General features: G+C 54.6%; 20 protein-coding genes and 1 pseudogene. 9 read left to right on the forward strand and 12 right to left on the reverse strand.

What is annotated here, in order from left to right:
- Positions 1-16: 16 nt before the first annotated feature.
- Complete coding sequence (locus tag Dvar_RS32940) at positions 17-946, reverse strand: LysR family transcriptional regulator (protein ID WP_419657367.1); 930 nt, start codon at positions 944-946, stop codon at positions 17-19.
- 924 nt (positions 947-1,870) lie between these two features.
- Between Dvar_RS32940 and Dvar_RS32945 the strand changes: the two genes are divergently transcribed.
- From Dvar_RS32945 to Dvar_RS32955, 3 genes are all read left to right on the forward strand, one after another.
- Positions 1,871-3,103, forward strand: a complete 1,233-nt coding sequence (locus tag Dvar_RS32945) for a Tm-1-like ATP-binding domain-containing protein (protein ID WP_419657368.1) — start codon at positions 1,871-1,873, stop codon at positions 3,101-3,103.
- Between the two features lie 118 nt (positions 3,104-3,221).
- The gene (locus Dvar_RS32950; RefSeq protein ID WP_419657369.1) at positions 3,222-3,758 is read left to right on the forward strand and encodes a universal stress protein; all 537 of its coding nucleotides are present in this window, start codon (positions 3,222-3,224) and stop codon (positions 3,756-3,758) included.
- Positions 3,759-3,886: 128 nt separating this feature from the next.
- A complete protein-coding gene (locus Dvar_RS32955; RefSeq protein ID WP_419657370.1) occupies positions 3,887-4,729 on the forward strand; it encodes a SphA family protein in 843 nt (280 codons plus the stop codon).
- A gap of 95 nt (positions 4,730-4,824) precedes the next feature.
- On the opposite strand, the gene Dvar_RS32960 is transcribed toward Dvar_RS32955, so the two are convergent.
- From Dvar_RS32960 to Dvar_RS32985, 6 genes are all read right to left on the reverse strand, one after another.
- Positions 4,825-5,997 (reverse strand): ABC transporter substrate-binding protein, encoded by a 1,173-nt coding sequence (locus Dvar_RS32960; protein WP_419657371.1) that lies wholly within the window; start codon positions 5,995-5,997, stop codon positions 4,825-4,827.
- Between the two features lie 19 nt (positions 5,998-6,016).
- The gene (locus Dvar_RS32965; RefSeq protein WP_419657372.1) at positions 6,017-8,125 is read right to left on the reverse strand and encodes an ATP-binding cassette domain-containing protein; all 2,109 of its coding nucleotides are present in this window, start codon (positions 8,123-8,125) and stop codon (positions 6,017-6,019) included.
- Position 8,126: 1 nt separating this feature from the next.
- Positions 8,127-8,891, reverse strand: a complete 765-nt coding sequence (locus Dvar_RS32970) for an ABC transporter ATP-binding protein (RefSeq protein WP_419657373.1) — start codon at positions 8,889-8,891, stop codon at positions 8,127-8,129.
- A gap of 78 nt (positions 8,892-8,969) precedes the next feature.
- Positions 8,970-9,959, reverse strand: a complete 990-nt coding sequence (locus Dvar_RS32975; protein WP_419657374.1) for a branched-chain amino acid ABC transporter permease — start codon at positions 9,957-9,959, stop codon at positions 8,970-8,972.
- Between the two features lie 296 nt (positions 9,960-10,255).
- Positions 10,256-11,122: a branched-chain amino acid ABC transporter permease gene (locus Dvar_RS32980; protein WP_419657375.1), complete on the reverse strand. Its 867-nt coding sequence runs from the start codon at positions 11,120-11,122 to the stop codon at positions 10,256-10,258.
- 183 nt (positions 11,123-11,305) lie between these two features.
- Complete coding sequence (locus tag Dvar_RS32985) at positions 11,306-11,659, reverse strand: hypothetical protein (protein WP_419657376.1); 354 nt, start codon at positions 11,657-11,659, stop codon at positions 11,306-11,308.
- Between the two features lie 223 nt (positions 11,660-11,882).
- Here Dvar_RS32985 and Dvar_RS32990 point away from each other — a divergent pair, with 223 nt between their 5' ends.
- From Dvar_RS32990 to Dvar_RS33000, 3 genes and pseudogenes are all read left to right on the forward strand, one after another.
- On the forward strand, positions 11,883-12,929 hold the full coding sequence (locus Dvar_RS32990; RefSeq protein WP_419657377.1) for a ketopantoate reductase family protein: 1,047 nt from the start codon (positions 11,883-11,885) through the stop codon (positions 12,927-12,929).
- A 39-nt stretch (positions 12,930-12,968) separates the two neighbouring features.
- Positions 12,969-13,118: a hypothetical protein gene (locus Dvar_RS32995; protein ID WP_419657378.1), complete on the forward strand. Its 150-nt coding sequence runs from the start codon at positions 12,969-12,971 to the stop codon at positions 13,116-13,118.
- A gap of 9 nt (positions 13,119-13,127) precedes the next feature.
- A pseudogene (locus Dvar_RS33000) lies at positions 13,128-13,430 on the forward strand (extracellular solute-binding protein); the annotation flags it as partial.
- A 30-nt stretch (positions 13,431-13,460) separates the two neighbouring features.
- On the opposite strand, the gene chrA reads toward Dvar_RS33000, so the two are convergent.
- The 5 genes from chrA to hcp all read right to left on the reverse strand — a co-directional run bounded on the left by chrA (position 13,461) and on the right by hcp (position 19,091).
- Entirely contained in the window at positions 13,461-14,759 is a 1,299-nt protein-coding gene (gene chrA, locus Dvar_RS33005) for a chromate efflux transporter (protein ID WP_419657379.1), read from the reverse strand.
- A gap of 30 nt (positions 14,760-14,789) precedes the next feature.
- The gene (locus Dvar_RS33010; protein ID WP_419657380.1) at positions 14,790-15,527 is read right to left on the reverse strand and encodes a dienelactone hydrolase family protein; all 738 of its coding nucleotides are present in this window, start codon (positions 15,525-15,527) and stop codon (positions 14,790-14,792) included.
- Between the two features lie 277 nt (positions 15,528-15,804).
- Entirely contained in the window at positions 15,805-16,551 is a 747-nt protein-coding gene (locus Dvar_RS33015; protein ID WP_419657381.1) for an ATP-binding protein, read from the reverse strand.
- 82 nt (positions 16,552-16,633) lie between these two features.
- Positions 16,634-17,359 carry an HD domain-containing protein gene (locus Dvar_RS33020; RefSeq protein WP_419657382.1) on the reverse strand — a complete coding sequence of 242 codons (726 nt, stop codon included), beginning with the start codon at positions 17,357-17,359 and terminating at the stop codon, positions 16,634-16,636.
- Positions 17,360-17,462: 103 nt separating this feature from the next.
- The gene (hcp, locus tag Dvar_RS33025; RefSeq protein WP_419657383.1) at positions 17,463-19,091 is read right to left on the reverse strand and encodes a hydroxylamine reductase; all 1,629 of its coding nucleotides are present in this window, start codon (positions 19,089-19,091) and stop codon (positions 17,463-17,465) included.
- A gap of 145 nt (positions 19,092-19,236) precedes the next feature.
- Here hcp and Dvar_RS33030 point away from each other — a divergent pair, with 145 nt between their 5' ends.
- From Dvar_RS33030 to Dvar_RS33040, 3 genes are all read left to right on the forward strand, one after another.
- A complete protein-coding gene (locus tag Dvar_RS33030; RefSeq protein WP_419657384.1) occupies positions 19,237-19,932 on the forward strand; it encodes a Crp/Fnr family transcriptional regulator in 696 nt (231 codons plus the stop codon).
- A gap of 225 nt (positions 19,933-20,157) precedes the next feature.
- Positions 20,158-22,149 (forward strand): TonB-dependent receptor plug domain-containing protein, encoded by a 1,992-nt coding sequence (locus Dvar_RS33035; RefSeq protein WP_419657385.1) that lies wholly within the window; start codon positions 20,158-20,160, stop codon positions 22,147-22,149.
- Between the two features lie 14 nt (positions 22,150-22,163).
- Positions 22,164-22,781 (forward strand): YfiR family protein, encoded by a 618-nt coding sequence (locus Dvar_RS33040; RefSeq protein WP_419657386.1) that lies wholly within the window; start codon positions 22,164-22,166, stop codon positions 22,779-22,781.
- Positions 22,782-22,792 lie beyond the last annotated feature (11 nt).

Consider the following 22,792-nt stretch of genomic DNA (forward strand, 5'->3'; position numbering starts at 1 on the left):
TCAGAAAAAGAGCAGACTATACCGAGCTATCCGCCAGCGGCTTTTCAAGCATCCCCTGCTCAACGTATTGCTTGATCATCTTGAGAAAAGCCAACGCCGCCTGTGACAAATTGCTGAGCTTCAGGTAAGCGACACCGTATTCGATAATCGGCTTAAAATCCAAAATGCGAACTTCTTTGAGCAAGCCATCAACCAACTCTTTTTGGACAACATCACGGCAGAAAAAGCTGGCCCCTTCATCACTGCAGGCAAAATCCTTGATAAACGGTATACTGGATGATTCCATGACCACCTTGGGCGTCACCCCGATTTCATTCAATCGGCTAAGGACGATTTCTCTTGAGGCAGAGCCTATGATCGGGACAATCAACGGAATCTCATTTAGCTCTTGGGCAGAAATTTCATCTTTAGGCAGTAGACGACTCTTTTTTGCGGCAACCATGATGATATCTTTTTGGCCCATATAGCGCATTTTCATTCTTTTGTCATTTGGATTGTATTGAGAAATAACCAATTCATTTTTATTGTTGAGAAGACTTTCAAACATTTCTGCTGAAGTCCCCCGATCAACAACCAGCTTGATTCCAGGATAGATGGACTTGAAGGCCTTGATCAAAAGGGGGATCACATAGATGTTTGCCGTTTCCGAGCAGCCGATTTTCAGAATTCCCTTTTTATTTTCGCCGATACTCATGATGAACGTTTCCAAACCATCGATTTGTTCGAAAATCGTTCCCACCCGTTCATAAATTTTCTGACCGGCATCCGTCAGGCGCATGGTATTTCCGGATCTGATGATCAATCGGACACCGGTGGCTTCTTCAAAATTTTTTATTTGCAGAGTGACCGCTGCCGGTGACACGCAGAGCTCAGCGGCCGCTTTGGTGATGCTCTTGAACTTTGCCGCCGTGTTGAAATACCTCAACTGGTTCAGATTCAGATTCAAAGTATTACCCCGTTTTTATGGCGTCATTGGTGTGTGGTTTTATCAAGCGGTTCAATCTTTGCATTCCTGGATAAACGATATATGGCATTGCCCGCCACATCCGTCAAGCCGCCCCAGATCATACATATTTGTTTGTTATTATTCAATTTTTATTTATGGTTAATAGCATTTAAGTTTTTTTTACTTGTTCTTTCAAGGGCATATATGATTATCATGCATACTGTGGATATACCTTGAAGTATATATTTTTTACAAAAATTTTACCCGACCGGGTTTCATGGGCCAACGGATCGACTCCCATTCAAAACGGTTAAGCGTTTCGGACCGTACCAGGCCGCTCGTATTTATTTTTCAACCATCCATGGGTGGCGCATTCGGTACGGTTTTTCTCCTCTTTTTACGGAAGTCCAATTCGATTGGCGCCAGTATATCATCCTTGTATAATCCCTGGGACGCGATCCCATTCCCCGCTAACAATGTTTCCATATTTTCAACTTTTATACCTTTTTTTGCCCCGGTTGATCGACGTGTGGCCCAACCCACCCGGCAGCGGATTCAATAAAATCTTATATATCTGTTTTTAAAGCTATAAAGTCAATAATCAGTGCAAAAGCAACATTTATCCGCCTAAGTTCAAAATTTTTAGTTTTTCTACACATTATAGCATTTTTTGCTTGTTTTCAACCATTTCGATTATTTCTTTCTATATTATCTGAATTTTATTTTTTTTTTGATTTTTTAATATTTTTATTTGACTTTTTGGAAACTTTTTAGTTAAACGTTTATACAGACGATCATTCTTCTCACAAGCCTTTCAAGGAATCTAATGAGAATAATTCTTTTCTTCATTTTTTATATTTTGGTTGGGACGCAGCGGGGAAAAATGGTTAATCGGCTCTGACACCAATAAGGGGGAGGATCTAAATGGACAGCAGACAAAAAGCAATTCTGGTAACCGGCACATGTGACACGAAGGGCGACGAAATTCTTTACATGAAGGAATATATTGAGTCGAAAGGCCTTCGCTGTTTGGTACTGGACCTGGGTTTAAAAGAAGACCCCAAGAATTTTCAACCTGACTTTACCCGGCAGCAACTGGCAGAGTCGATCGGTTCTTCCCTGGATGAGCTTATCGAGGACGCCAAGGCGGGCCGGTATGAAGCCGCCGTGGAAAAGCTGGCCAAAGGCGCGGAGTCCATTATTCATAATCTCCAGAGAGATGGAATGATCGATGGCATCCTGGCCATTGGCGGAAGCATGGGTACCGCCATTGGGCTACGTTCATTGCGCTGTCTGCCCGTGGGATTCCCCAAAGTACTGGTCTCCACCGTGGCGGTCTCCGATTATCTTCACCCGCATTTTATTAAATCCGACGTTATCCTGGTCCAACCGATATCAGATTTCTTCGGGCTCAATCAATGGTCCAAAAGGGATCTGAAACGGGCGGCATCGACGATTTGCAATATCGTTCTGGAAGAAGAGGCATTAGAAGAAGGAAAATGGTTAGGCCTGACGGCGATTGGATGGGTCGCATCGGTTGTTCCGCCGATCAAAAGGCTGATGGAAGAAAAGGGCTTTAAAGTGGCCATTACCCACTCGGTAAGCATGCAAACCGGAATTTTGGAGGATCTCATCCGGCAAGGGGTGGTCAAAGGCATGATCGATCTTTGTCCGTTTGAATTGCTGCATGAAATCACAGGTGGTGCATGCCACTCTCGAAACCGATTGAAGGCTGCGGCAGAAATGGGCGTCCCCACGATTGTGGCGCCAGGATCCATTGGCGTTTTTACCATGAACACCTTGCAGATGCCTGAATATAAAAAACAGGGCCGGTTTACCATTGAGCACAACGAAATATTGGGCACTGCAAAGCCGACCATTGAAGAAATGATAAAAACGGCGGAATTGATGTGTGAGCGTTTAAATGCCTCAACAGGCAAAGTCGCCGTGCTTGTTCCCAGCCAGGGATTTTTCAATTATGACCGGAAAGGAAAAATGTACTACAACCCTGAAGGTCGATCCGCGTTCATCAACGTGCTTAAAGAGAAACTGGATCCCAAAATAAATCTTGAAATTCTCGACTGTCACTGGGAAGACCTGGAATTTATGGTTCGACTCGGAGAATTGTGTGTCGAGTACTTTGCAGATATCGAATAGATTGGGGCGTCACCTTGCCGACATCAACACTGCAAGCGGCCCACGGCCGAGATGCAAACAAACCCCATGAAAAATACGTTTGCACCATTTAAATTTAACAATAATCTTTATGAGGTAAATGATGACCACAGAAAATAAAAATATCCTCTTTGCCACTGATATGTCCAATGATTGCCGCGATGCTTATGCGTATGCGCTTAATCTAGCCACCAAATGCGATGGCAGGATCACCCTGTTGCATGTCATCGAATCCCAACCCACCTCCTTGGAAAATAGAATAAAAAACCTTTTTGGCGAAGATCGTTACGAAGAAATCATGCGCGAACATGAATCGGATGCAAGATCCATTTTGATCGGTAAGCGTAAAGAAAGTGATCTCGTGAAAACCGCCTTGAGTAAGCTTACGGATGATTTTTCCGGTAGACGGCCGGAAGGTTCGCTCCAGGAAGATAAAATCCTGGTCAAAAAAGGTGATGTCGTCGAAGAAATTATCGCCACCGCCAATGAAGAAGAATGCGATCTGATCATCCTCAGTTCCCATGCCAGTTCACCGAATGAATCATTTGTTTCCAAAAAGATGCAGGACGTCATCCGGCTATCCAAAGCACCGGTAACGGTTGTTCCGCCTTCGGGCATTGGCATTGTGGAATTGTAAACCGGCTTCGTTAAGACGATAGAAAGGAATTACGCAATATGCTTAAAAACATCAAAAGGCTATTTTACCTCACCTGTTGGATCATTTCATTGTCGATAGCCCTTGGGCTGCCTGCCCAGGCGGCAACGATGGGTTCGCACTACCCGTTCGGCGGCGAAGGTGTCACCGCGGGCAGCGCGCCACCCCCAGGATTTCATTACCGCGGCTATCTGACACTGACCAACCCCACCACATACAAGGACGATAACGGCGATGCTCTGCCCGTCGAGGTCGATGTGGACGTCCTGGCCACGGTGCACCGCTTCCTTCACGTCACAAAGTTTCAAATCCTGGGCGCCAACTACGCTTACGAAGTGGTCGTGCCGATTGTCGAAAAGGATGTTGTCTTCGGTGATCTGTCCGACAGCAAATCCCTGTCCCTGGGTGATGCGTTTTTCGAGCCCATCGCCCTTTGCTGGAATCGATCGCGCTGGGACGCGACCTTTACCCTGGGCGTTTACGCCCCGACCGGTGAGTACGACAGCACAAAACTCGCCTCACCCGGACTGGGGTATTGGTCAGGCATGTTATCACTGGGCGGGACGGTGTTTTTTGACGACCATCGGTCATTGTCGCTCAGCGCCATGACCCGTACGCTGATGCATACCGAGCAGGATGAAACCGATATAACGCCCGGCTCGGAATTCGTTGTCGAGTACGGATTGGGCAAGGAGATCGGCATTAACGACAAGCTCTCCATCCGGCCGGGCATCTGCGGGACGGCCTATTGGCAGATTGAAGACGACAGTGACGATAATCCGGCGACCGTTGACGATGAGCGCAAGGAGGCCTTTTCCTTGGGCGCGGAAATGAATTTTTTCTGGCTGCCGCCCAAGCTGCTTCAGCTTAACGTGAGAGTACTGCGCGAATTCGGCGCGAAAAATACCACCCAGGGATCACAGGTTTGCCTGACGCTAACCAAATCCTGGTAGTAGTCCCACCTTCCCTAATTGCATGGTCCCTTCACACCTTTCCCAAAACAGTCCTCGCTGCGATGGTGAGAAGGGGCCATGCTTTACCTAATTGTTTACTTTGCCATGCTAAACTGACCATCCTTGACCTGGACGATCACCATGGAATCCACGCCCAATCCGTTATGATCCTCCGGTGTCAGATTGTACACGCCGGAAACCCCCACATACCCTTTTGTCTGTTCGATGGCGCTGCGCAGGGCATCGGCATCGGTGCCGGCCTTTTTCATGGCCTCGGCCACGATCATAATGGCATCCCAGGCATACCCGGAGTGGGTGTTAATGGGAAACTGCTTGTCGTACTGATACTTCTGTGTGTAAAGCCGGATGAATTCCTGGATGACCGGTTTCTGGGCGTCACTGTCAGGCAGTTGATCGGCCACCATCAGCTTGGTGGCCGGCATCCGGTCGCCCTCGCTGGCAGTGCCGGCCAGTTCGATGTATTTGGGGTCGGGCAGGCCGTGGCACTGAAACAGCGGCAGGTCGATGCCCAGCTGGGCCTTGTTTTTAGAGACAATCGAGCCGGCCGGACCGATGGTCCAGACCACAATGGCCTGGGGACTTGCATTTTTGATATTGGTCAGCTGGGTGGTCATGTCGGTATCCTTGGGACCGAACCCCTCCTGGGCCACCACCGTAATGCCGTATTCCGGAGCCATTTTGGTCAGCCAGCGGGCGCCGTCCTTGCCGAACCCGTCGGATGCTGTCAACAGGGCAATCTGGGTCAGCCCCTTGTCTTTCAGGTACATGTAAAGCCGTTGTACGGCCACCGACGAACGCTGGGGAGATTTGAAAACCCAGTCAAAGGGGCCCAGCTTATCGCCCCCCATGATCACCGGGTCGCCGCCCACGGTCATAAAAGCCGGGATCTTCCCGCCATGGATGATTTTTTTGACCGCCATACCGGTCCCCGTGCGCGTGGGCCCGATGATGGCCGAGACCTTGTCCTTGTAGATAAATTTTTTAGCGATATTGATGGCCTTGGCCGGATCGCCTCCGGTATCGCCGATGACCAGTTCGATCTTCCTGCCGTTGACGCCGCCTTCACCATTGATCTTGTCCACCACCATGTCGGCCACCAGTTTGGTGGGCGTGCCGATAAAGGCCGCCGGCCCGGACAGATCGAAAAACGCGCCGATTTTAATCGTATCCGCCGCTACGGCATTCCCCCCGGCCAGTACCAGCATCAATGCAGCAACCCATGCCGCCAGTCTTACCAGTCCTCTCATCTTTGCTCCTCCTTGTTTGTTAAACGATCTCGTCGGTAATCCTCGTATCAAACACCCGCTGGCTCTTGCGCTCGGTGCGCGGCAACTGGCCGTAATCCACCAGTTCCACATCCACCGTCACCAGCAGCTGCTTTTTGATCTGGTACACCGTCTCATGCATCAGTTCCGGACTTCGGCCGGCCTCCACCCCCTGTCCCCGCTCGATGGTCAGCTTCATGAAATCCTTGCCCATGCCCTCATCGCGGGTCAAATGCATCTGGTATTCAGACCCCAGCCCGGGAATCCCCGACAAAATCGTATCGATGGTCGATGGATAGATGTTGACCCCCCGATATTTGATGGTGTCGTCACTGCGTCCCTTGATGCGTGAATGCCGGGGCATGACCGATCCACAGGTACAAGGACCGGGAATGATGCGGGTGATGTCGCGGGTACGGTAGCGGATCAGCGGTGCCGCTTCCTTGGTCAGCGTGGTCACCACCATCTCGCCCCACTCGCCGTCGGGCAGCGGCTGAAGGGTTTCCGGATCGATGATTTCCAGAATATAGTAGTCGCCCCAGTAGTGAATGCAATCGTGATCCGGACACTCGATGCCGGCCCCGGGACCGTAGAGTTCCGTCAGACCGGTGATGTCGAACAGCTCGGCGCCGCCGAACAGCTCGGAGATTTTTTTGCGCATGGACCGTGAACTGCGCTCGGAGCCATAGATGATCTTTTGAATATTGATTTTATCGGCCACTCCCCGGCGATGAATCTCTTCGGCGGTCAACAGCGCCATAGAGGCGGTGCAGCAAAAAACCGTGGAACGGACATCCTCCATGAACTGGATGTGCATGTCAAGGTTGCCCGGCCCGACCGGTACGGCCATGGCCCCCACTTTCTCACAGCCCAGCTGAAAGCCGGCGCCGGCGGTCCAGATGCCGTATCCCACGGCAACCTGTACCCGATCCAGGGGGGTAACGCCGGCCATTTCGTAACAGCGGGCAAAAAAGTGGGTCCAATCGTCGATGTCCTTCTGGGTATACCCGATAATCTTGCGTTTACCGGTGGTTCCCGAACTGGCATGAATGCGCACGATCTGCTCGAACGGCACCGCACGCAACGGGAATGGATAGCCTTCGCGCAGATCCTGGGCCGAGGTAAAAGGCAAACGCCGAATATCATCGAGGCTGCGTATGGAATCCGGCGTGACACCGGCATCGTCCAGGCGCTGACGGTAGAACGCCGAGCCTTCGTAGGCATGCTGGACGGTCCACTTGAGCCCCTTTAGTTGGTGGGCCGCCAGGGCGGCGCTGTCTTTGAAATCAGGCATAAAGGTTTTGTTGTGCATTGCGGGTTTCTCCAGGCGAATGTTGGTCAGTCCGGCGGCTCCCAATCGGCTGGCAGCGGGTTTTTCCTGGCTGGCAGCGCCCAAAAAGGCGGCCCTCAGTCCAGGATCGACCAAAAGGTCTTCACTGCGCCCCTTTTGGACAATGCGCCCACCGGCCATCAGAAAAGCACGGTGGGAGGCCGAAAGTGCCCGTGCGGCATTCTGTTCCACCAGCAGGATGGTCACGCCGGAACGGGACAATTGGTGAATAATGGCAAAGATCTCATCGGTAATCAACGGCGCCAGCCCCAGGCTGGGCTCGTCCAGCAAAAGCAGCCGCGGCCGGGCCATCAGCGCCCGGCCCATGGCCAGCATTTGCTGCTCTCCGCCGGACAGGGTACCGGCGGTCTGTCCCTGGCGTTCGGCCAGGCGGGGAAAGCGGTTGTACACCCCCTGCATGCGCCGCCTTGTCTCCTTGCGGTCGATTTTCAGCGCCGCAATTCCCAGCTCAAGATTCTCGGCCACGCTCAGATGGGGAAAAATCTCCCGTCCTTCGGGCGTCAACGCCAAGCCATGTCTTACCATACGGGCCGGCGAGGCATGCTTGACCCGTTGTCCGTCCAAAAGCAGGCGGCCACCGGATGCGGGCATGAGTCCCATGATACATTTCAAAAGGGTGGTTTTTCCGGCACCATTGGCCCCCACCAGGGCAACGGTCTCACCGGTGTGAACCGTCAAATCAACGCCGAACAGGGCCTGGGCGGCGCCGTAGTGAGCGGTGAGGCCTTCGATGGCCAGCAAGGGAGTGATCGTGTTCATATCAGGCCGTCGCCTCCATCCGTCCTAAATAAGCCTCCAGTACCAACGGATTGCTGCGCACCGCCGCCGGCGTGCCGCTGGCGATACAACGGCCGCTGTCCAGCACCACCACCTGATCGGCCACATCCATGACCAGATCCATGTCGTGTTCCACCAGAAGCATGGTGTGGCCGGCGTTGCGTTGCTGCCGGATGTGGCGGGCCACATGCGCGGTCTCCTCATTGTTCAATCCAGCCACGGGTTCATCCAACAGCACCAGGTGCGGCGCACTCACAAAGGCGCGCGCCATCTCGACCCGTTTTTTCTCGCCGTAGGAAAGCGCTGCCGCCGGCCAGTCGACCTTATCCGCCAACCCGAAATCGTCCAGTGCCTCCAGCCCCAGAAGCCGCAGCTTGCGTTCCTGGTGACGCAGGCGCGGTAAGCGCAGCATGGAAAGCAGAAAGGACCGTTCGGCAGTCACGGTCAGGCCCGCCAACACATTGTCCAAGACACTCAACCGGGAGAAAAGCTTCAGGTTCTGAAAAGTCCGTGAGATACCCAATCCTGCAATGGTATGGGCCGGCAGGCTTTCAATGGCGCGTCCATCCAGCCGGATGCGCCCCTGATCGGCCTGATCCACCCCGCTGATGCAATTGATCAGGGTGGATTTGCCGGCACCGTTGGGACCGATCAGCGCGGTGATGCGTCCTGTCTCAAGCCTGAAGGATACGTCCTCAAGGGCCGGCAGGCCGCCGAACCAACGGCTGACCTTTTTCAACTCAAGCATGACGGCTCCCTAAAACGTCCGATATCGGCGTTACGCGACGCCCTCGTCACTGCGCTGCAGGACTGAACCTTGTCTACCTCAAGCATGCTTTTTTCCTAAAATAATGCGGGTCCTCACTGCATCAACAATTCCCGTGACCAGTCCCTGGGGCAAAAATAATAGAATCAGCACAAGAATCAGGCCGTGAACGACATCCTTGAAATTTTCCAGGGTCTCGATCCATTCGGGCAGCATCGTGATCAGTGCCGCGCCGAACAGGGTCCCCCAAATGGACCCCATGCCGCCCACCACCACCATGATCACAAAATCCACGGAGACAAATATGCCGAAGGAGTCCGGGCTCACAAATGTATAACAGTGCGCGAACAGACTGCCGGCCAGAGAGGCCAGAACCGCCGACATGACAAATACTTTTATCTTGGCGCGGCGGATGTCCACGCCCAGCGCGGCAGCGGCGGTTTCATCCTCGGCCAAAGCGGCCAGGCCACGTCCGACGCCGCTGCGTACCAGATTGAGGCTCAGCAGCAAGGCCAGCATGGCAAAGGTCCAGGCCAGGTAATGAAAAGTGATTTCGTTATCAAATACCAGGGAACCGATGCCAAGGTAAGGAATGCCGGCCAGCCCACTGGGTCCACCGGTCACCGTATCCCACTGCACCAGGATGGTGTAGATCACGATGTTAAACCCCAAGGTGGCCATGGCCAGATAATGCCCACTGAGCTTGAGGGCGGGCAGGCCGACCAAAAGGGCCACGAGCGCGGCGGCCAGGGCCACGACAATCATCATCGGCCATGCCGGCAGGCCGTAAGTCGCCGTGCCGATGGCCGACCCATAGGCACCGATGGCAAAAAAGGCCGCATGCCCCAGGCTGATCTGTCCGGCATAGCCGATAAACAAATTGAGCCCCAGTACCACCATGGTGTACATGGCGATCAGGTTGGTCAGCCCCAGATTGTAGGGGTTGGTCTCCACCAGCGGCCACACCAGTAAAAGCAGGCTGATGCCGAACACGGTCAGCCCTGTGCGGTGCAGGTAAATGAAATAAAAAAATTTTTCTTTAGTCGTCATTAATTAAACTTCCCGCTTATCCAGAAAACTCAAGCTGCTGTATCCTCTCGCTCCCATGCTCTGCGTGGGAACGCCAGTTGGACAACAACGAACAGGACATGCGGTTCCCACGCAGAGCGTGGGAACTAGTCAACTGGAACTTCATGGAGAACCGGATTAAACTTTTTCTCCGACGGTTTCGTAAAAAGTTCGAGATCAAGGCTTGCGGCTCCTGAGGAATGAGGTGTAGTCAGTCCTACTCCGCAGTGACGAGGGAGCCGCGTAACGCCGATATCGGACTTTTTACGGAATCGTCGTTATTTGCCCAACAGCCCCTTGGGTTTTATGAACAAAACCAACAGCAGCACCACAAACGCCACCACATCCTTATACGCACTGCTCCAGTATCCGGCCGACAACGATTCCAGCAACCCCAGTCCCAGCCCACCAAGAACCGCGCCGGGGAACGAGCCGAATCCGCCCAAAATGGCCGCGGCAAAGCCCTTGAGCCCCAGCATCACGCCCACATCGTAACTCAAGGTGGTAATGGGGGTGATCAACACACCGGCCAGGCCCCCCAATCCGCCGGCCAGGGCAAAGCTGGCCGCCTTGACCCGTCCCACGGGAATGCCTACAACCTGGGCAGCCATCTGGTTGGAGGCCACGGCGCGCATGGCCAGCCCCAACCGGGTGAAGCGAAAGAAGACGACCAAAAAGCCGATAGCCAGGGCCGTAATCACCAGAATCGCCAGGGCCTGGGGCAAGATGGCCGCACCGGCAATACGCAAGGGGTCATCGCCGGCCAGGGACGGTACGGCCATGCGATTTTTTCCCCAAACCAGTTTTATGATTCCGCGTAGGATGATGGAGATGCCGATGGTCAAGAAAATCAATACCAGATGATTTTGAGAGCGTGACGGCCGGATGCCGATCCGTTCAACGGCGATGCCCACCAGCACAACGGCAGTCACCGCACAAGGCAGGGCCACGATCATGGGCAGGCCGCTCCAGAAAAGGCCGCTGAACAAAAACATGCCGCCCAGGGAAACAAAATCGACCTGGGCGAAATTGACGATCCCGATGGTATTGTGCACCACGCAAAACCCAAGGGCGATCAGAGCATAAATGGCACCACTGGTAATTCCGGCAAAAATGAATTGTAACAGGTCCTGAAAAGCAATCACAGCGCCTCCACATTTCTAATCCGCATCCGCATGAAGCGGCCCTACCCTATTCCAGGCAGATGTCGAGGTCAAGTGCGCGTTTTCTTAAACCCATCCGGATCGATTTGAAATACTTGCGGATCGAAATATTTGGGTAGCATCGATATCGTCAATGTCAGATCGCCCCCCCCCTGGAGATAAAAATCAGTCGATAAACGCTTTCAAAACACTGTGGGCCGCCTTGATCTCGTTGATCAGCCGATCGTAGTGCCGCATCCTTATAATCGAGCGACTGACGAGGTAAACGCCCAGAACCACCAGGGCAGTATTGAGCACCAGCAAAGGGATCATGAAATGGAGCACATGCAGTATATCGTAATACTTCGATGTGGCGATCAGTACGCTGGTCACCGACAGCGGCAGGGCCAGCACCGCAATACCGGTGCGCATCACAGCCAGGGAGGTTCGCTTTTCAGCCAAAACCAGCTGTGCTTCGTTAATGGCAATGGCATCAGATGCCCCTTTTTCCTGTTTCACCCCCACTCCTTTTCCGATCATTCGGCGACGCCTTGCATCCAGATTGATAAAGACTTTCCAATTTCGGTCAGTTATGTAAAATATGGTATATAAAAGGGTATAAATTGACCATATCATGCCGCGATCGTTTATCCTGCAAGATATCCGCTGAAAAAACAAGTTTTAAACCGGTATCTGCAAAGGATCAAACCTGGTGCACAGGCTGTGATTTTGCACCGGCATATGGATGAAAGAAAGTCAACGGATGGAAAGCAAGCCGCCCCCCTTTAAAAAGTTGGCTGTTATCGGTGCCGGTGCTGTCGGCGGCGTGACCGCCGGACTGATGAAACAAGCCGGCTGGGACCCGATCCTGGTTTGCAAGCACCAGGCAATCGTGGATCGCATCGCCGAGCAAGGGCTGTCCATCAAAGGGATCAAGGGCAAGCACCGCATTTCACTCAAGGCCATTCGGGCCATCCAGGATCTGCCCGATGACATCGATATTTTTTTCCTGGCCACCAAGGCCAACGATTGCCTGGCCGCCGCCAAAACGCTGAAACCGCTGATCAAGGATGAAGCGCTGCTGGTCTCCATGCAAAATGGCATTGCTGAAGAGAAGTTGGCCGAAGTGGTCGGCAGTGACCACGTCATCGGTTGTGTCGTGGGATGGGGGGCCACCTACCTCGATATGGCGGAATTGGAAATCACCTCACCGGGAGAATTCGTCATCGGCAACTGGGACCCACAAAGCGGCATGGCGCGTTTGGGTCCCCTTCGGCGAATTTTGGATACCGTGCAGCCCACCCGGGCAACAACGAATATTCTCGGAGAACTCTATGCCAAGCTGATCATCAACGCCTGCATCAATTCCCTGGGGGTGATCACGGGTGACCCGTTGGGCCTTCTGCTGGCCGAACGTCGCATTCGGCAATTATTTGTGACCATGGTCCGTGAAGCCATGGCTGTTGCCGATGCCATGGGCATCCGGGTTGAACCGGCAGCCGGCGGCAAGCTGAATTATTACCGGTTTCTCAAAGGCCGCAAAAGACTATCTCAATTCAAACGGGATATCTTGATTCGCATCATCGGATTCAAATATCGGCATATCAAATCATCCAGCCTTCAGTCTTTGGAGCGGGGGCGGCCCACGGAAATCGACTATCTCAATGGCTATATTTGCGACAAGGCCCGCGCCCATGGGGTGCCGGTTCCACTCAACGACGCCATCGTCACCATGGTGCATCAGATTCAGGACGGCAGCCGGCTGATATCCATGGTCAATCTCGATGATCTTGCATTAGCGCCACGGTAAAAACGGATTCCACCAGTCACCATTTATGGGGAGAGCAGCATGAGCTTCTATCGCAAAGATCTTTTCCACAACGCCGGGCTGACCATGCCCGCCGTCCCGACCTATGCGGACATCGAGCGCTTCGCGGCACGCCTTCATGACCCGGAGAAGAAAATGTATGGACTGTGCCTGCGCGGCAGGCCCGGATAGGGAACGAACATGTGTTATTTCAATACATTGGTCAACACCTCGGGAGGACGCTGGTTCGATGAAAACTGGAAGCCCACCATCGACACGCCGGAATGGAAAGCCGCATTGACGCGCTACAAACGACTGGTCGATCGGTACGGGCCACCTGACACGGTGGATAACAATTTTAACGAGAACTTGACGCTCTTTTTAAATGGACACTGCGCCATGTGGATTGACGCCACCGTGGCGGCCGGGCTGCTCTTCAACCCCAGGCATTCCAGTGTTTATAACCAGCTGGGATTCGCCTCGGCCCCCATCGTCACTACCGACAACGGGGCAAACGGGCTCAGCCGCCGAGCCCTAAATTACGATCTTCACAATTATTCCGGCCACCGCGCCCACCGGTACCAGGTAGTGGATGGGCAGATGGAATTTTTGCAACAGCACCAGAGATACAACCGTCAAACTCACCGCAAACCAGTCGATCACGCCGCCAGGCAGCAGCACGTTGTGGCCAAACCAGACCGCCAGGTTGAGAATCACGCCCACCACGGCAGCCGTCACCCCGGTCAGAGCTGCCTGCACGCGCTGGTTGCCGGCCATGGTCTCAATAAACGGGGCACCGGCGAAAATAAAGAAAAAACAGGGCAAAAAGGTCACATAGGTGGTAATCAGGGCACCCGAGATGCCGGCCATCAATGGATTCAGCCCGGCGGGATTGTTCCATGCGCCCAAAAAACCGACATACTGGGTGACCATGATCAGCGGTCCGGGCGTGGACTCGGCCAGTCCCAGTCCGATGAGCATCTGCTGCATAGCCAGCCAGCCCTGGGTCACGGCCACATCGGCAATATAGGCCAACACGGCGTAGGCCCCGCCAAAGGTGACAAAGGCCGCCTTGGTGAAAAACAGACCGATCTGGGTCAGACTGTCGTTGTAACCCCGCAGCATCCACACCGCCCCCATGACCAAAATCCACAACGCGGCGAAGACCAGAAACACCCGCAGCACATACCCGGCCGTGGCTTTGGCGCGCCCAGCAAATTCAGGCTCATCCGCAATACGGCATTCGCGTGTATCGGGATCAAAATCACCTTTACAGAAAACATCCGGCAGGCGTTTCTGCATGACAAGTCCGCCCAGGGCCGCCGCCGCCACAATGGCCGGGAATGGTACCTTGAGAAAAAAGATGGCCACAAAGGCCAGAAGACTGAACAGATACAGCACCGGGTGCTTGAGCGCCTTGTGGCCGATACGCAGCACCGCTTCGACAACCACAGCCACCACCACCGGTTGAATACCGTAGAAGGCTGCGGCAACGGCTGGAATGTCGATGTGGGCCACGGCCAGGTAGCTGAGCAGTAGCATCACAAACACCGAGGGAATCACGAAAAGCGACCCGGCGACAATGCCGCCCCAGATGCCGTGCAGCCGCCAGCCGATGTAGATGGCCAGCTGCTGGGCCTCAGGGCCGGGCAGGAGCATGCAGAAATTAAGCGCCCGCAAAAAAGGATTCTCACCGAGCCAGCCCCGGCGCTGGACCACCTCCTGGTGCATGATGGCGATCTGGCCGGCCGGCCCGCCGAAACTGATAAAGCCCAGCTTGGTCCAGAACTTCAGGGCCTTGCCAAAGGAGACAGGTTGATTTGTTTTTTCCATTTGCGCCTCCTTTTCAGACGGCAACAGGCCTTATAAAACTTCCTTCAAGAAGATCCGAAATCGCCACCAGGAATTCTCATCGGCGTTCTGGCGGTACCGATCTGTGCCAAACACCGTAAACGCATGGGGTGCACCGCCATAGGTGATCATTTCATGAGGAATATGGTTTGCTTCCAGTTCAATTGCCAGTTTTGCGAAATCCTGCATGGTGATCGCCGTGTCGGCCGTGCCGTGCAGAATCAGCAATTTGCCTTTGGTGTTACTGTAGTCCTGCCCCTCGGGGGTGGCCAGCCCGCCATGAAAAGTGACGAACCCCTTGAAATCGGCTCCGGAACGGGCCAGTTCAAGCACGGCCGCCCCGCCGAAGCAGTAACCCATGACCACGGCATGATCCACATTGGCCCCCTCGGACCGCGCCGCATCGACCGCACCATCCATGAGCCTGCGCATACGCGCACGGTCTTTGTACAACTCACCGGTATGCTGACGCCGATCCTCTATTTTATCGGGCCTGATACCGGCCCCGAACAGGTCGGCGGCAAACACCGCATACCCCAGGTCAGCCAGCATCCGGGACCGCACGACTTCATAATCGGTCAACCCATCCCAGTCGTGGAAGAGAAGAATCAAGGGCGCATCGGCGGATGGAGAAATATAGTATCCTTCGAAGGGCTCGCCCGCGACCGTATAGGTCACCGACCGGCCGTCAACGGCCAGGGCCATGGCAGGAAACAACAGAACAAGCAGAAATATGTGTAGTATTTTCATGACAGACCTCCGTCACTGTTATTTTAATAAATATGAACCCGGTTCAGGCAAAATTCCATATTTATACAAATTAGGATTCTTTTTTCACGTGGCAAGCTGGCGGACAACAAAAATACAGCATCAACAGTTGGGGTGAAACTGGCTGCTGGACAAGATAGTTGGGGATGATCGTAAAGAGAGACGTCGAGAAAGGGGTCTGCCGAACCGGACATCCAATGGACGTCCAGTCCGGCGGCTGGAAAACGAGCTGACAACTTGCAGGATGGCGCGGATCCGTCTACCGCGTTTCCAGAATCTCCCCCCGGGTACTGATGGTCACCTGTTTGGCGGGCACCTGAACGCCGGCCTTTTCCATGCCTTTTTTCACGATGGTGGGCAGGCCCGAACAGCAGGGCACTTCCATGACCACGGTGGTGACGCTTTTGATACCGGCATTTTTGAAGATTTCGGCGAAACGGTCAATGTAGTCCTGCACGTCATCGAACTTCGGACAACCGACCATGACGGCTTTGCCGTCCAGAAAATCCTGGTGAAGGGTGGGAAACGCCACGGGGACACAATCGGCCACCACCAGCAGATCGGCACCTTTTAAAAACGGTGCATTGGGCGGAATCAGCCGGATCTGCACAGGCCAATGCCCGAGCGCGGACTGCGCCGAGCCGGCTGCCTGAGCGCGGGGGACATTGGCCGACTGGCAGTTGCCGGCCGGGGCAAAGCGCTGGATCTGGGTCGACGGGCAGCCACAGGGCATGGTCTCCTGCTCCTCGGCACCAGCCTCCTGTGCTTCCAGATGTTTTTCCACGGCCTCCTCATCAAACTCCTCGGCTTCGCGCTCAATGATGTGTAGGGCGTTTTGGGGACACTCGCCGATGCAGGCACCCAGGCCGTCGCACAGGTTATCGGAAATGACCCTGGCTTTGCCATCGATAATTTTGAGCGCACCCTCGGCGCAGGAAATCACGCAATTGCCGCAGCCGTCACAGCGTTCATCGTCTATCTGGATGATTTTTCTCGTCACTTTCATGGTTCACCTGTCTTTACTGCCACCTATAAAAGGCGACCGTTCGTTTATTGGCGCGAAGTCACAGAACCAACTTCGATTGTTGTCACAGTAAAGTTTTACGGGCTTCCTCACGGCCGGCGGCAGTAAAGAATCTTTCTGCGATAATACTTTCGATTTTCTCGGGTGCAAGGCCCTTTTTCTTCTTGGCCTCCTCCAGGTTGGCAATCCAATCCGCATCGTACAGGACCTTGAAATTCAGTGTTTCTTCGTCCCGGGGATGGTGATGGTGACCGACGATATCACACACCTCGTCGACCAGGGGCGGCTTGGCGCCCAGTTTTTCCAGGATTTCACGGGCCACCGGCGGCCCCTCCTGCTCCTGATAAGTGGCCGCACTGCTGCCGTGTTTTTTTTCGGCCTGGACAATGCCGATATCGTGCAGATAAGCGGCGCACAGCACCACGGCCGGGTTGCTGCCCTCGGCCCTGCCGATGCGCTCGGCATACCGGGCCACCCGGGTGGCGTGGCCGATGCGTTTGAAATCGCCTTTGAAATACCGTTTCATTTCAATCGCCACCCGATCCTTGAGCAAATCGTCGGCTTTGAGCAGGAATTCTTCGGGCAAGGTGCCGATACACTGCTCGGCGAACTGGCAATAGGCCGCACATCCAAAATCCATGTTGGGGTTGACAAACCGGTGCTGACAGTGGGGGCATTTGCGGGCCGTGTCATCCTTGAAGAATTCAACTTGCGCACCGCACTCGGGGCATGCCACCTCGTAGATGGCACCAGGCTTCCAATATTGCGTATCCTGTCCAGGGCATTTCATGGTGGCGATCTCCGTTTCGTTTCCGGTGATGGCTGCCGGAAACCGCCGGCAGCCGTTTTTTCCTTTTAATATAAGTGCTGTGATTCAATTTCACAGGGGGGTACTATCCCAAAATGGCCTTTAGATCCCCATCCGGCGTGCCAATCGGCATGATGTTGAAATTCTTGACCAGCACATCCAGCACATTGGGCGTAATAAACGCCGGCAGGCTGGGTCCCAGACGGATGTCCTTGATTCCCAGGTGAAGCAGCGAGAGCAGGATCACGCAGGCCTTCTGCTCGTACCAGGACAAAATCATGGACAGCGGCAGGTCGTTGACCCCGCACTCGAATGCACCAGCCAGGGCCACGGCGATCTGGATGGCCGAGTGGGCGTCATTGCACTGTCCGATGTCGAGCAGGCGCGGGATGCCGCCGATGTCGCCCAGGTCCTTGTCGAAGAACCGGAACTTGCCACAGGCCAGGGTCAGAACCACACAGTCCTCGGGCACTTTCTCCACAAACTCGGTGTAGTAATCGCGGCCCGGTTTGGCGCCGTCACAGCCGCCCACCAGGAAGAAGTGCCGGATGGCCTTGTTCTTCACCGCCTCGATGACCGTGGGAGCCACGCCCATGACCGCGTTGCGGGCAAAGCCGACCATGACCTGTTTGCCGGGAACATCGTCCTCGAAACCGGGAAGTTCCAGGGCCTTGTTGATGGCCGGGGTAAAATCCTTGTCCGCGATGTGGGTCACGCCAGGCCAGCCCACCAGGCCGGTAGTAAAAATATTGTCCTGATATGACTCCTTGGGCTTCTGGATGCAGTTGGTGGTCATGACAATGGCGCCCGGAAAGGCGGCGAATTCCTTGGCCTGATTCTGCCAGGCGGTCCCGTAATGGCCATAGAAGTGATCGTATTTCTTAAGCTCCGGATAGCCGTGGCAAGGCAGCATTTCACCGTGGGTATACACATTGATGCCTTTGCCCTCGGTCTGCTTGAGAATCATATCCAGGTCTTTGAGATCGTGACCGGACACCAGAAGGGCCTTGCCTTTTTTCGCGCCCAGGGGAACGGCGGTGGGCACCGGGTGACCGTAAGTACCAGTGTTACCGGCATCGAGCAGTTCCATGGCCTTGAGGTTGACCTCGCCGCATTTGAGGGCCAGGCCCACATAGTCATTGGCGCCCAGCGTATTGTCCAGGGTGGCGGCCATGCCTTCGTAAATGTAGTTGTAAATGCTGTCGTCTTCCTGTCCCAGAATCCGCGCATGGTCGGCATAGGCGGCAAGGCCCTTGATGCCGTAAACGATCAGTTCACGTAAGGAAAGGATGTCCGGGTTCACCGACGGATCGGACTTGATGCCCACGTTCTCGCCCTGGGCCACCAGAGAAGCCTGATCACCGGCAGGGTTGAACGTTGCCGGTCCGTCGGCAAAGGCCACACTGCCGCCGGCCGCCTGCACTTTGGCTTTGAGGGCGTCGCGGTGTCTCACGGCGTCGTTGATCAAAGCGACAAAACGGGCTGGATCAAAGTCCACATTGGTCAGGGTGGAAAAGATCGCCTCGCAGGTAAAGGCGTTGACAGCCGGGTCATTGACGCCTACCCGGTTCCCTACCACCGCCACCTGAGCGATGCCTTTGACCGCATAAATAAGAAGGTCCTGCAGTGCGGCGACATCGGGTTGTTTACCGCATACGCCGATTTTTGTGCATCCTTCGCCTTTGGCAGTTTGTTCGCATTGAAAACAAAACATGGGTATTTCTCCTTTTGTATTTTTTTACCGGTTTTGCCAATTCAGCCAGTGTTGGTATGGTTATACAGGTAGGCGAAGGGGTTGACCTTGACTTACATCAAGAAAACTAGCAAAAAAGATAAAAACTTAAAAAGCCGAAAGCGTGATGCCGATGCAAACCATCCGTCAGATCCTATCGATTACCCCGCTTTTCAAGGGCCTTACACCCGATCAAATCGACGACATCACTAATATCGCCGTGGAGCGCAAATACCGACGCGGAGAGTCGATTTTTATGGAAGGCGATGAGGCCGACGGGTTCTATATCGTCGGTGATGGCCAGGTGAAGATTTTCAAGACCTCCCTGGAGGGCAAAGAGCAGATTCTACACATTTACGGACCGGGCAAGCCTTTCGGCGAGGTACCGGTTTTCTCCGGATCGCAATTTCCGGCCAATGCCCTGGCCCTTGTCGCCAGCCGGATTCTCTTTCTGCCCCGCAAGGCCTTCGTGGACCTGATCTCCCGTCATCCGTCGCTGTCCATGAACATGCTGGGCGAACTGTCCATGCGCCTGCGGGAATTTACCGTACAGATCGAAAATCTATCGCTTAAGGAAGTGCCCTCACGCCTGGCGTCCTACCTGATCTACCTGGCCCGGGAGCAAGGCACCGATGACCGGGTCACCCTTGATATATCCAAAGGCCAGCTGGCCAGTTTGCTGGGCACGATCCCCGAAACCCTCTCCCGGATTTTCGCCAAAATGACCACCCAGGCATTGATCCGGGTGGACGGCAAACAAATTCATCTGCTTGATGCGGTCGGGCTCGAGGATCTTGCCGCCGCCGGGAAACTGGCGGAATAAGCAGGCGCGGTCCTTACCGTTCACCCTCAAAAGGATTCATCTTTCTATCGAAAATACCGATAAGAAAAGTGCTTCGGGTTTGTTTTTTTGATCCTGAAGTGAACCAGTTGCTGAAAATAAACCCTTACCGGAATGGGTGAATGGAGATCGTCGACGGTTATGCTACGTCAATATTTACATTTAAGTCATATGCTTCTGTTCCTTGGAATGATCCTTTTGGTCATCATGCTACCCATCTCAACGGTGGCCCATGCCGATGCGCGAAACCCAAAAACAGTTGAAGATCCAAAGATTACCTATCTAAAGGGGCTGTCCATCGAAGCCCTACTGAAAACCGAAATCACCTCCGTCTCCAAAAAGGCCGAACCGTTGTTTGATACCGCCTCGGCTGTTTTCGTCATTACCCAGGAAGACCTTCGCCGCACGGGGGCGCGGACGATTCCCGACGCGCTGCGCATGGTGCCCGGCCTTCAGGTGGCTCACATCAATGCCAGCACCTGGGCCATCACCTCACGCGGCTTTGCCGACTGGTTCAGCAACAAGCTGCTGGTGATGATCGACGGCCGCAGTGTCTACACGCCCCTGTTTTCCGGTGTCTACTGGGATGTTCAGGATACGATGATCGCCGATATCGACCGTATCGAGGTGATTCGCGGACCGGGGGCGACCGTCTGGGGGGCCAATGCGGTCAACGGCGTGATCAACATCATCACCAAGAAAGCCTCGGAGACTCAGGGCGGTCTCGTATCCGTCGGCGCCGGCACCCATGCGCAGCCGCTGGTTGAGGCCCGCTACGGCGCACACATCGCCGATTCGGCCGATGTCAGAGTCTATGCCAAAGGATTTCAACGCGAGCCTTTTGAAACGACGGACGGCGATGATGCCCACGATGCCTGGAAATCTATGCGCGGCGGGTTCCGGGCCGATTGGCAGACCGCCGCCAAAGACGATGTGACCCTTGATGGACAGATCTACGACGGCGAGGGGGACCTCGCACTGGATCTGTCCGGATTCCTGACACCGCCCTATTCACGCTCGCTGAAAGAAACCCAGACCTTTTCCGGCGGCCACCTGCTGTCGCGCTGGTCACGCCAGTGGACGGCGGATTCAGAGCTGATGCTGCAGGCGTATTATGACCGGACCCATCGGAATCAGGTGGTGGCGGAAGAAAAACGCGACACCCTTGATTTTGAATTCAAGCATCACTGGGATCCAGAGGGCCGTCACGACGTGGTATGGGGGCTGAATTACCGTTGGACACGGGATGATATCGTCGGCACCTGGAACACCACGTTCGATCCGGACAGCCGTAGCGACAACCTGTGGAGTGCATTCGCCCAGGACGATGTCATGCTGGTCACCGACCGTCTGTGGCTGACCCTGGGGTCCAAATTCGAGCACAACGACTACAGTGGATGGGAAATCCAGCCCAATGCGCGCCTGCGACTCAAACCATCCGCGGACCATATGCTATGGGCGGCAGTATCGCGGGCCGTGCGAACGCCATCGCGGTCGGACCATGACTTTCGTGCCAATCTGACCAGCGGGGCCGACGCGCTCGGCAATGTATCGGTATTCCGCATTGAGGGAAACGAGGATTTCAAGGCCGAAGAACTGATCGCATACGAGGCCGGGTATCGCTGGCAGCCCAACCGGCGGTTTTACCTGGACCTTGCCGCCTTCTACAACGACTATGAACAGTTGCGTGACGTTCAAAACAGCTCGTCGCCATATCTGGAGACGGCACCCGCACCGCCCCATCTGGTCGTCCCCCACCTGATCACCAACGAGATGCAAGGCCATACCTACGGCATCGAAACCCTGGCGACATGGAAACCGGTGGACATCTGGCAGGTTTCGGCCAGTTATGCCTATATTGAGCTCGATCTGTATAGCCCCAATACTGACGGATCTTTGCCACCCGAGGCGGAGACCAGCCCCAAACATCAGTTCCAGGTACGTTCATACCTTGATCTGCCATGGCAATTGCATCTGGATTCGGAACTCTATTACGTCGACCGCCTGAAGGCCCTGGACATCGATGGCTATACGCGCATTGATCTGCGCCTGGAGTGGAATCCCACACGCCAATGGGCGCTTAGTATCGGCATCGAAAACCTGCTGGACGATGCCCATACGGAATTCGACGATCGTGCCGGTGTCAATGCGTCTGAAGTGCCGCGCACTGTCTACGGCCAGGCTACCCTGCGATTCTGATCGGCTGACCGACAATGACACGTAACGGATCTTCAAGCTATCGCCCACCGGCTCGCACCACCATGCGCCCCATCTCCATTCCGCGCCGATGGCTCGCGCTGGCCGTGGGAATGATGGCGCTGATGTTGGTCTGCACCCAGCCCGCCCGAAGCGATTCGTTCAGCGAATACCAGGTCAAGGCGGTATTCCTCTACAATCTGATCAATTTCGTCGAGTGGCCGGAACCGTCTTTTCACACAGCGGAACCCCTTTTTACCATCGGCATCCTGGGTCCCAATCCTTTTGGCAGGGAACTGGCACATACGGTGGCCAATGAAACCGTACACGACCGGGCCATTCGTATTGTACACTATACCGATCCGGCTGAACTCGACCAGCAGCCCTGTCAGCTCCTGTTCGTCACGATAGGCCTTGACCAGGCATGGGCGGATCTACGCGTAAAACTCGCCAGCAAAAGCATTCTCTCGGTTTCCGACCAGGATGGCTTCGCAGACCAGGGCGGCATGATCAACCTGCTGACCACCGGCAATCGTATCCAACTGGAAATCAATCTCGACAACGCCCGCCAGGCGGGCCTTAACATCAGCTCCAAACTGCTTAACCTGGCGCGGGTGGTCAGCCAGGCGCAATAGTAGCGGACAAA

Source organism: Desulfosarcina variabilis str. Montpellier (assembly GCF_048565275.1).
GTDB lineage: Bacteria > Desulfobacterota > Desulfobacteria > Desulfobacterales > Desulfosarcinaceae > Desulfosarcina > Desulfosarcina variabilis.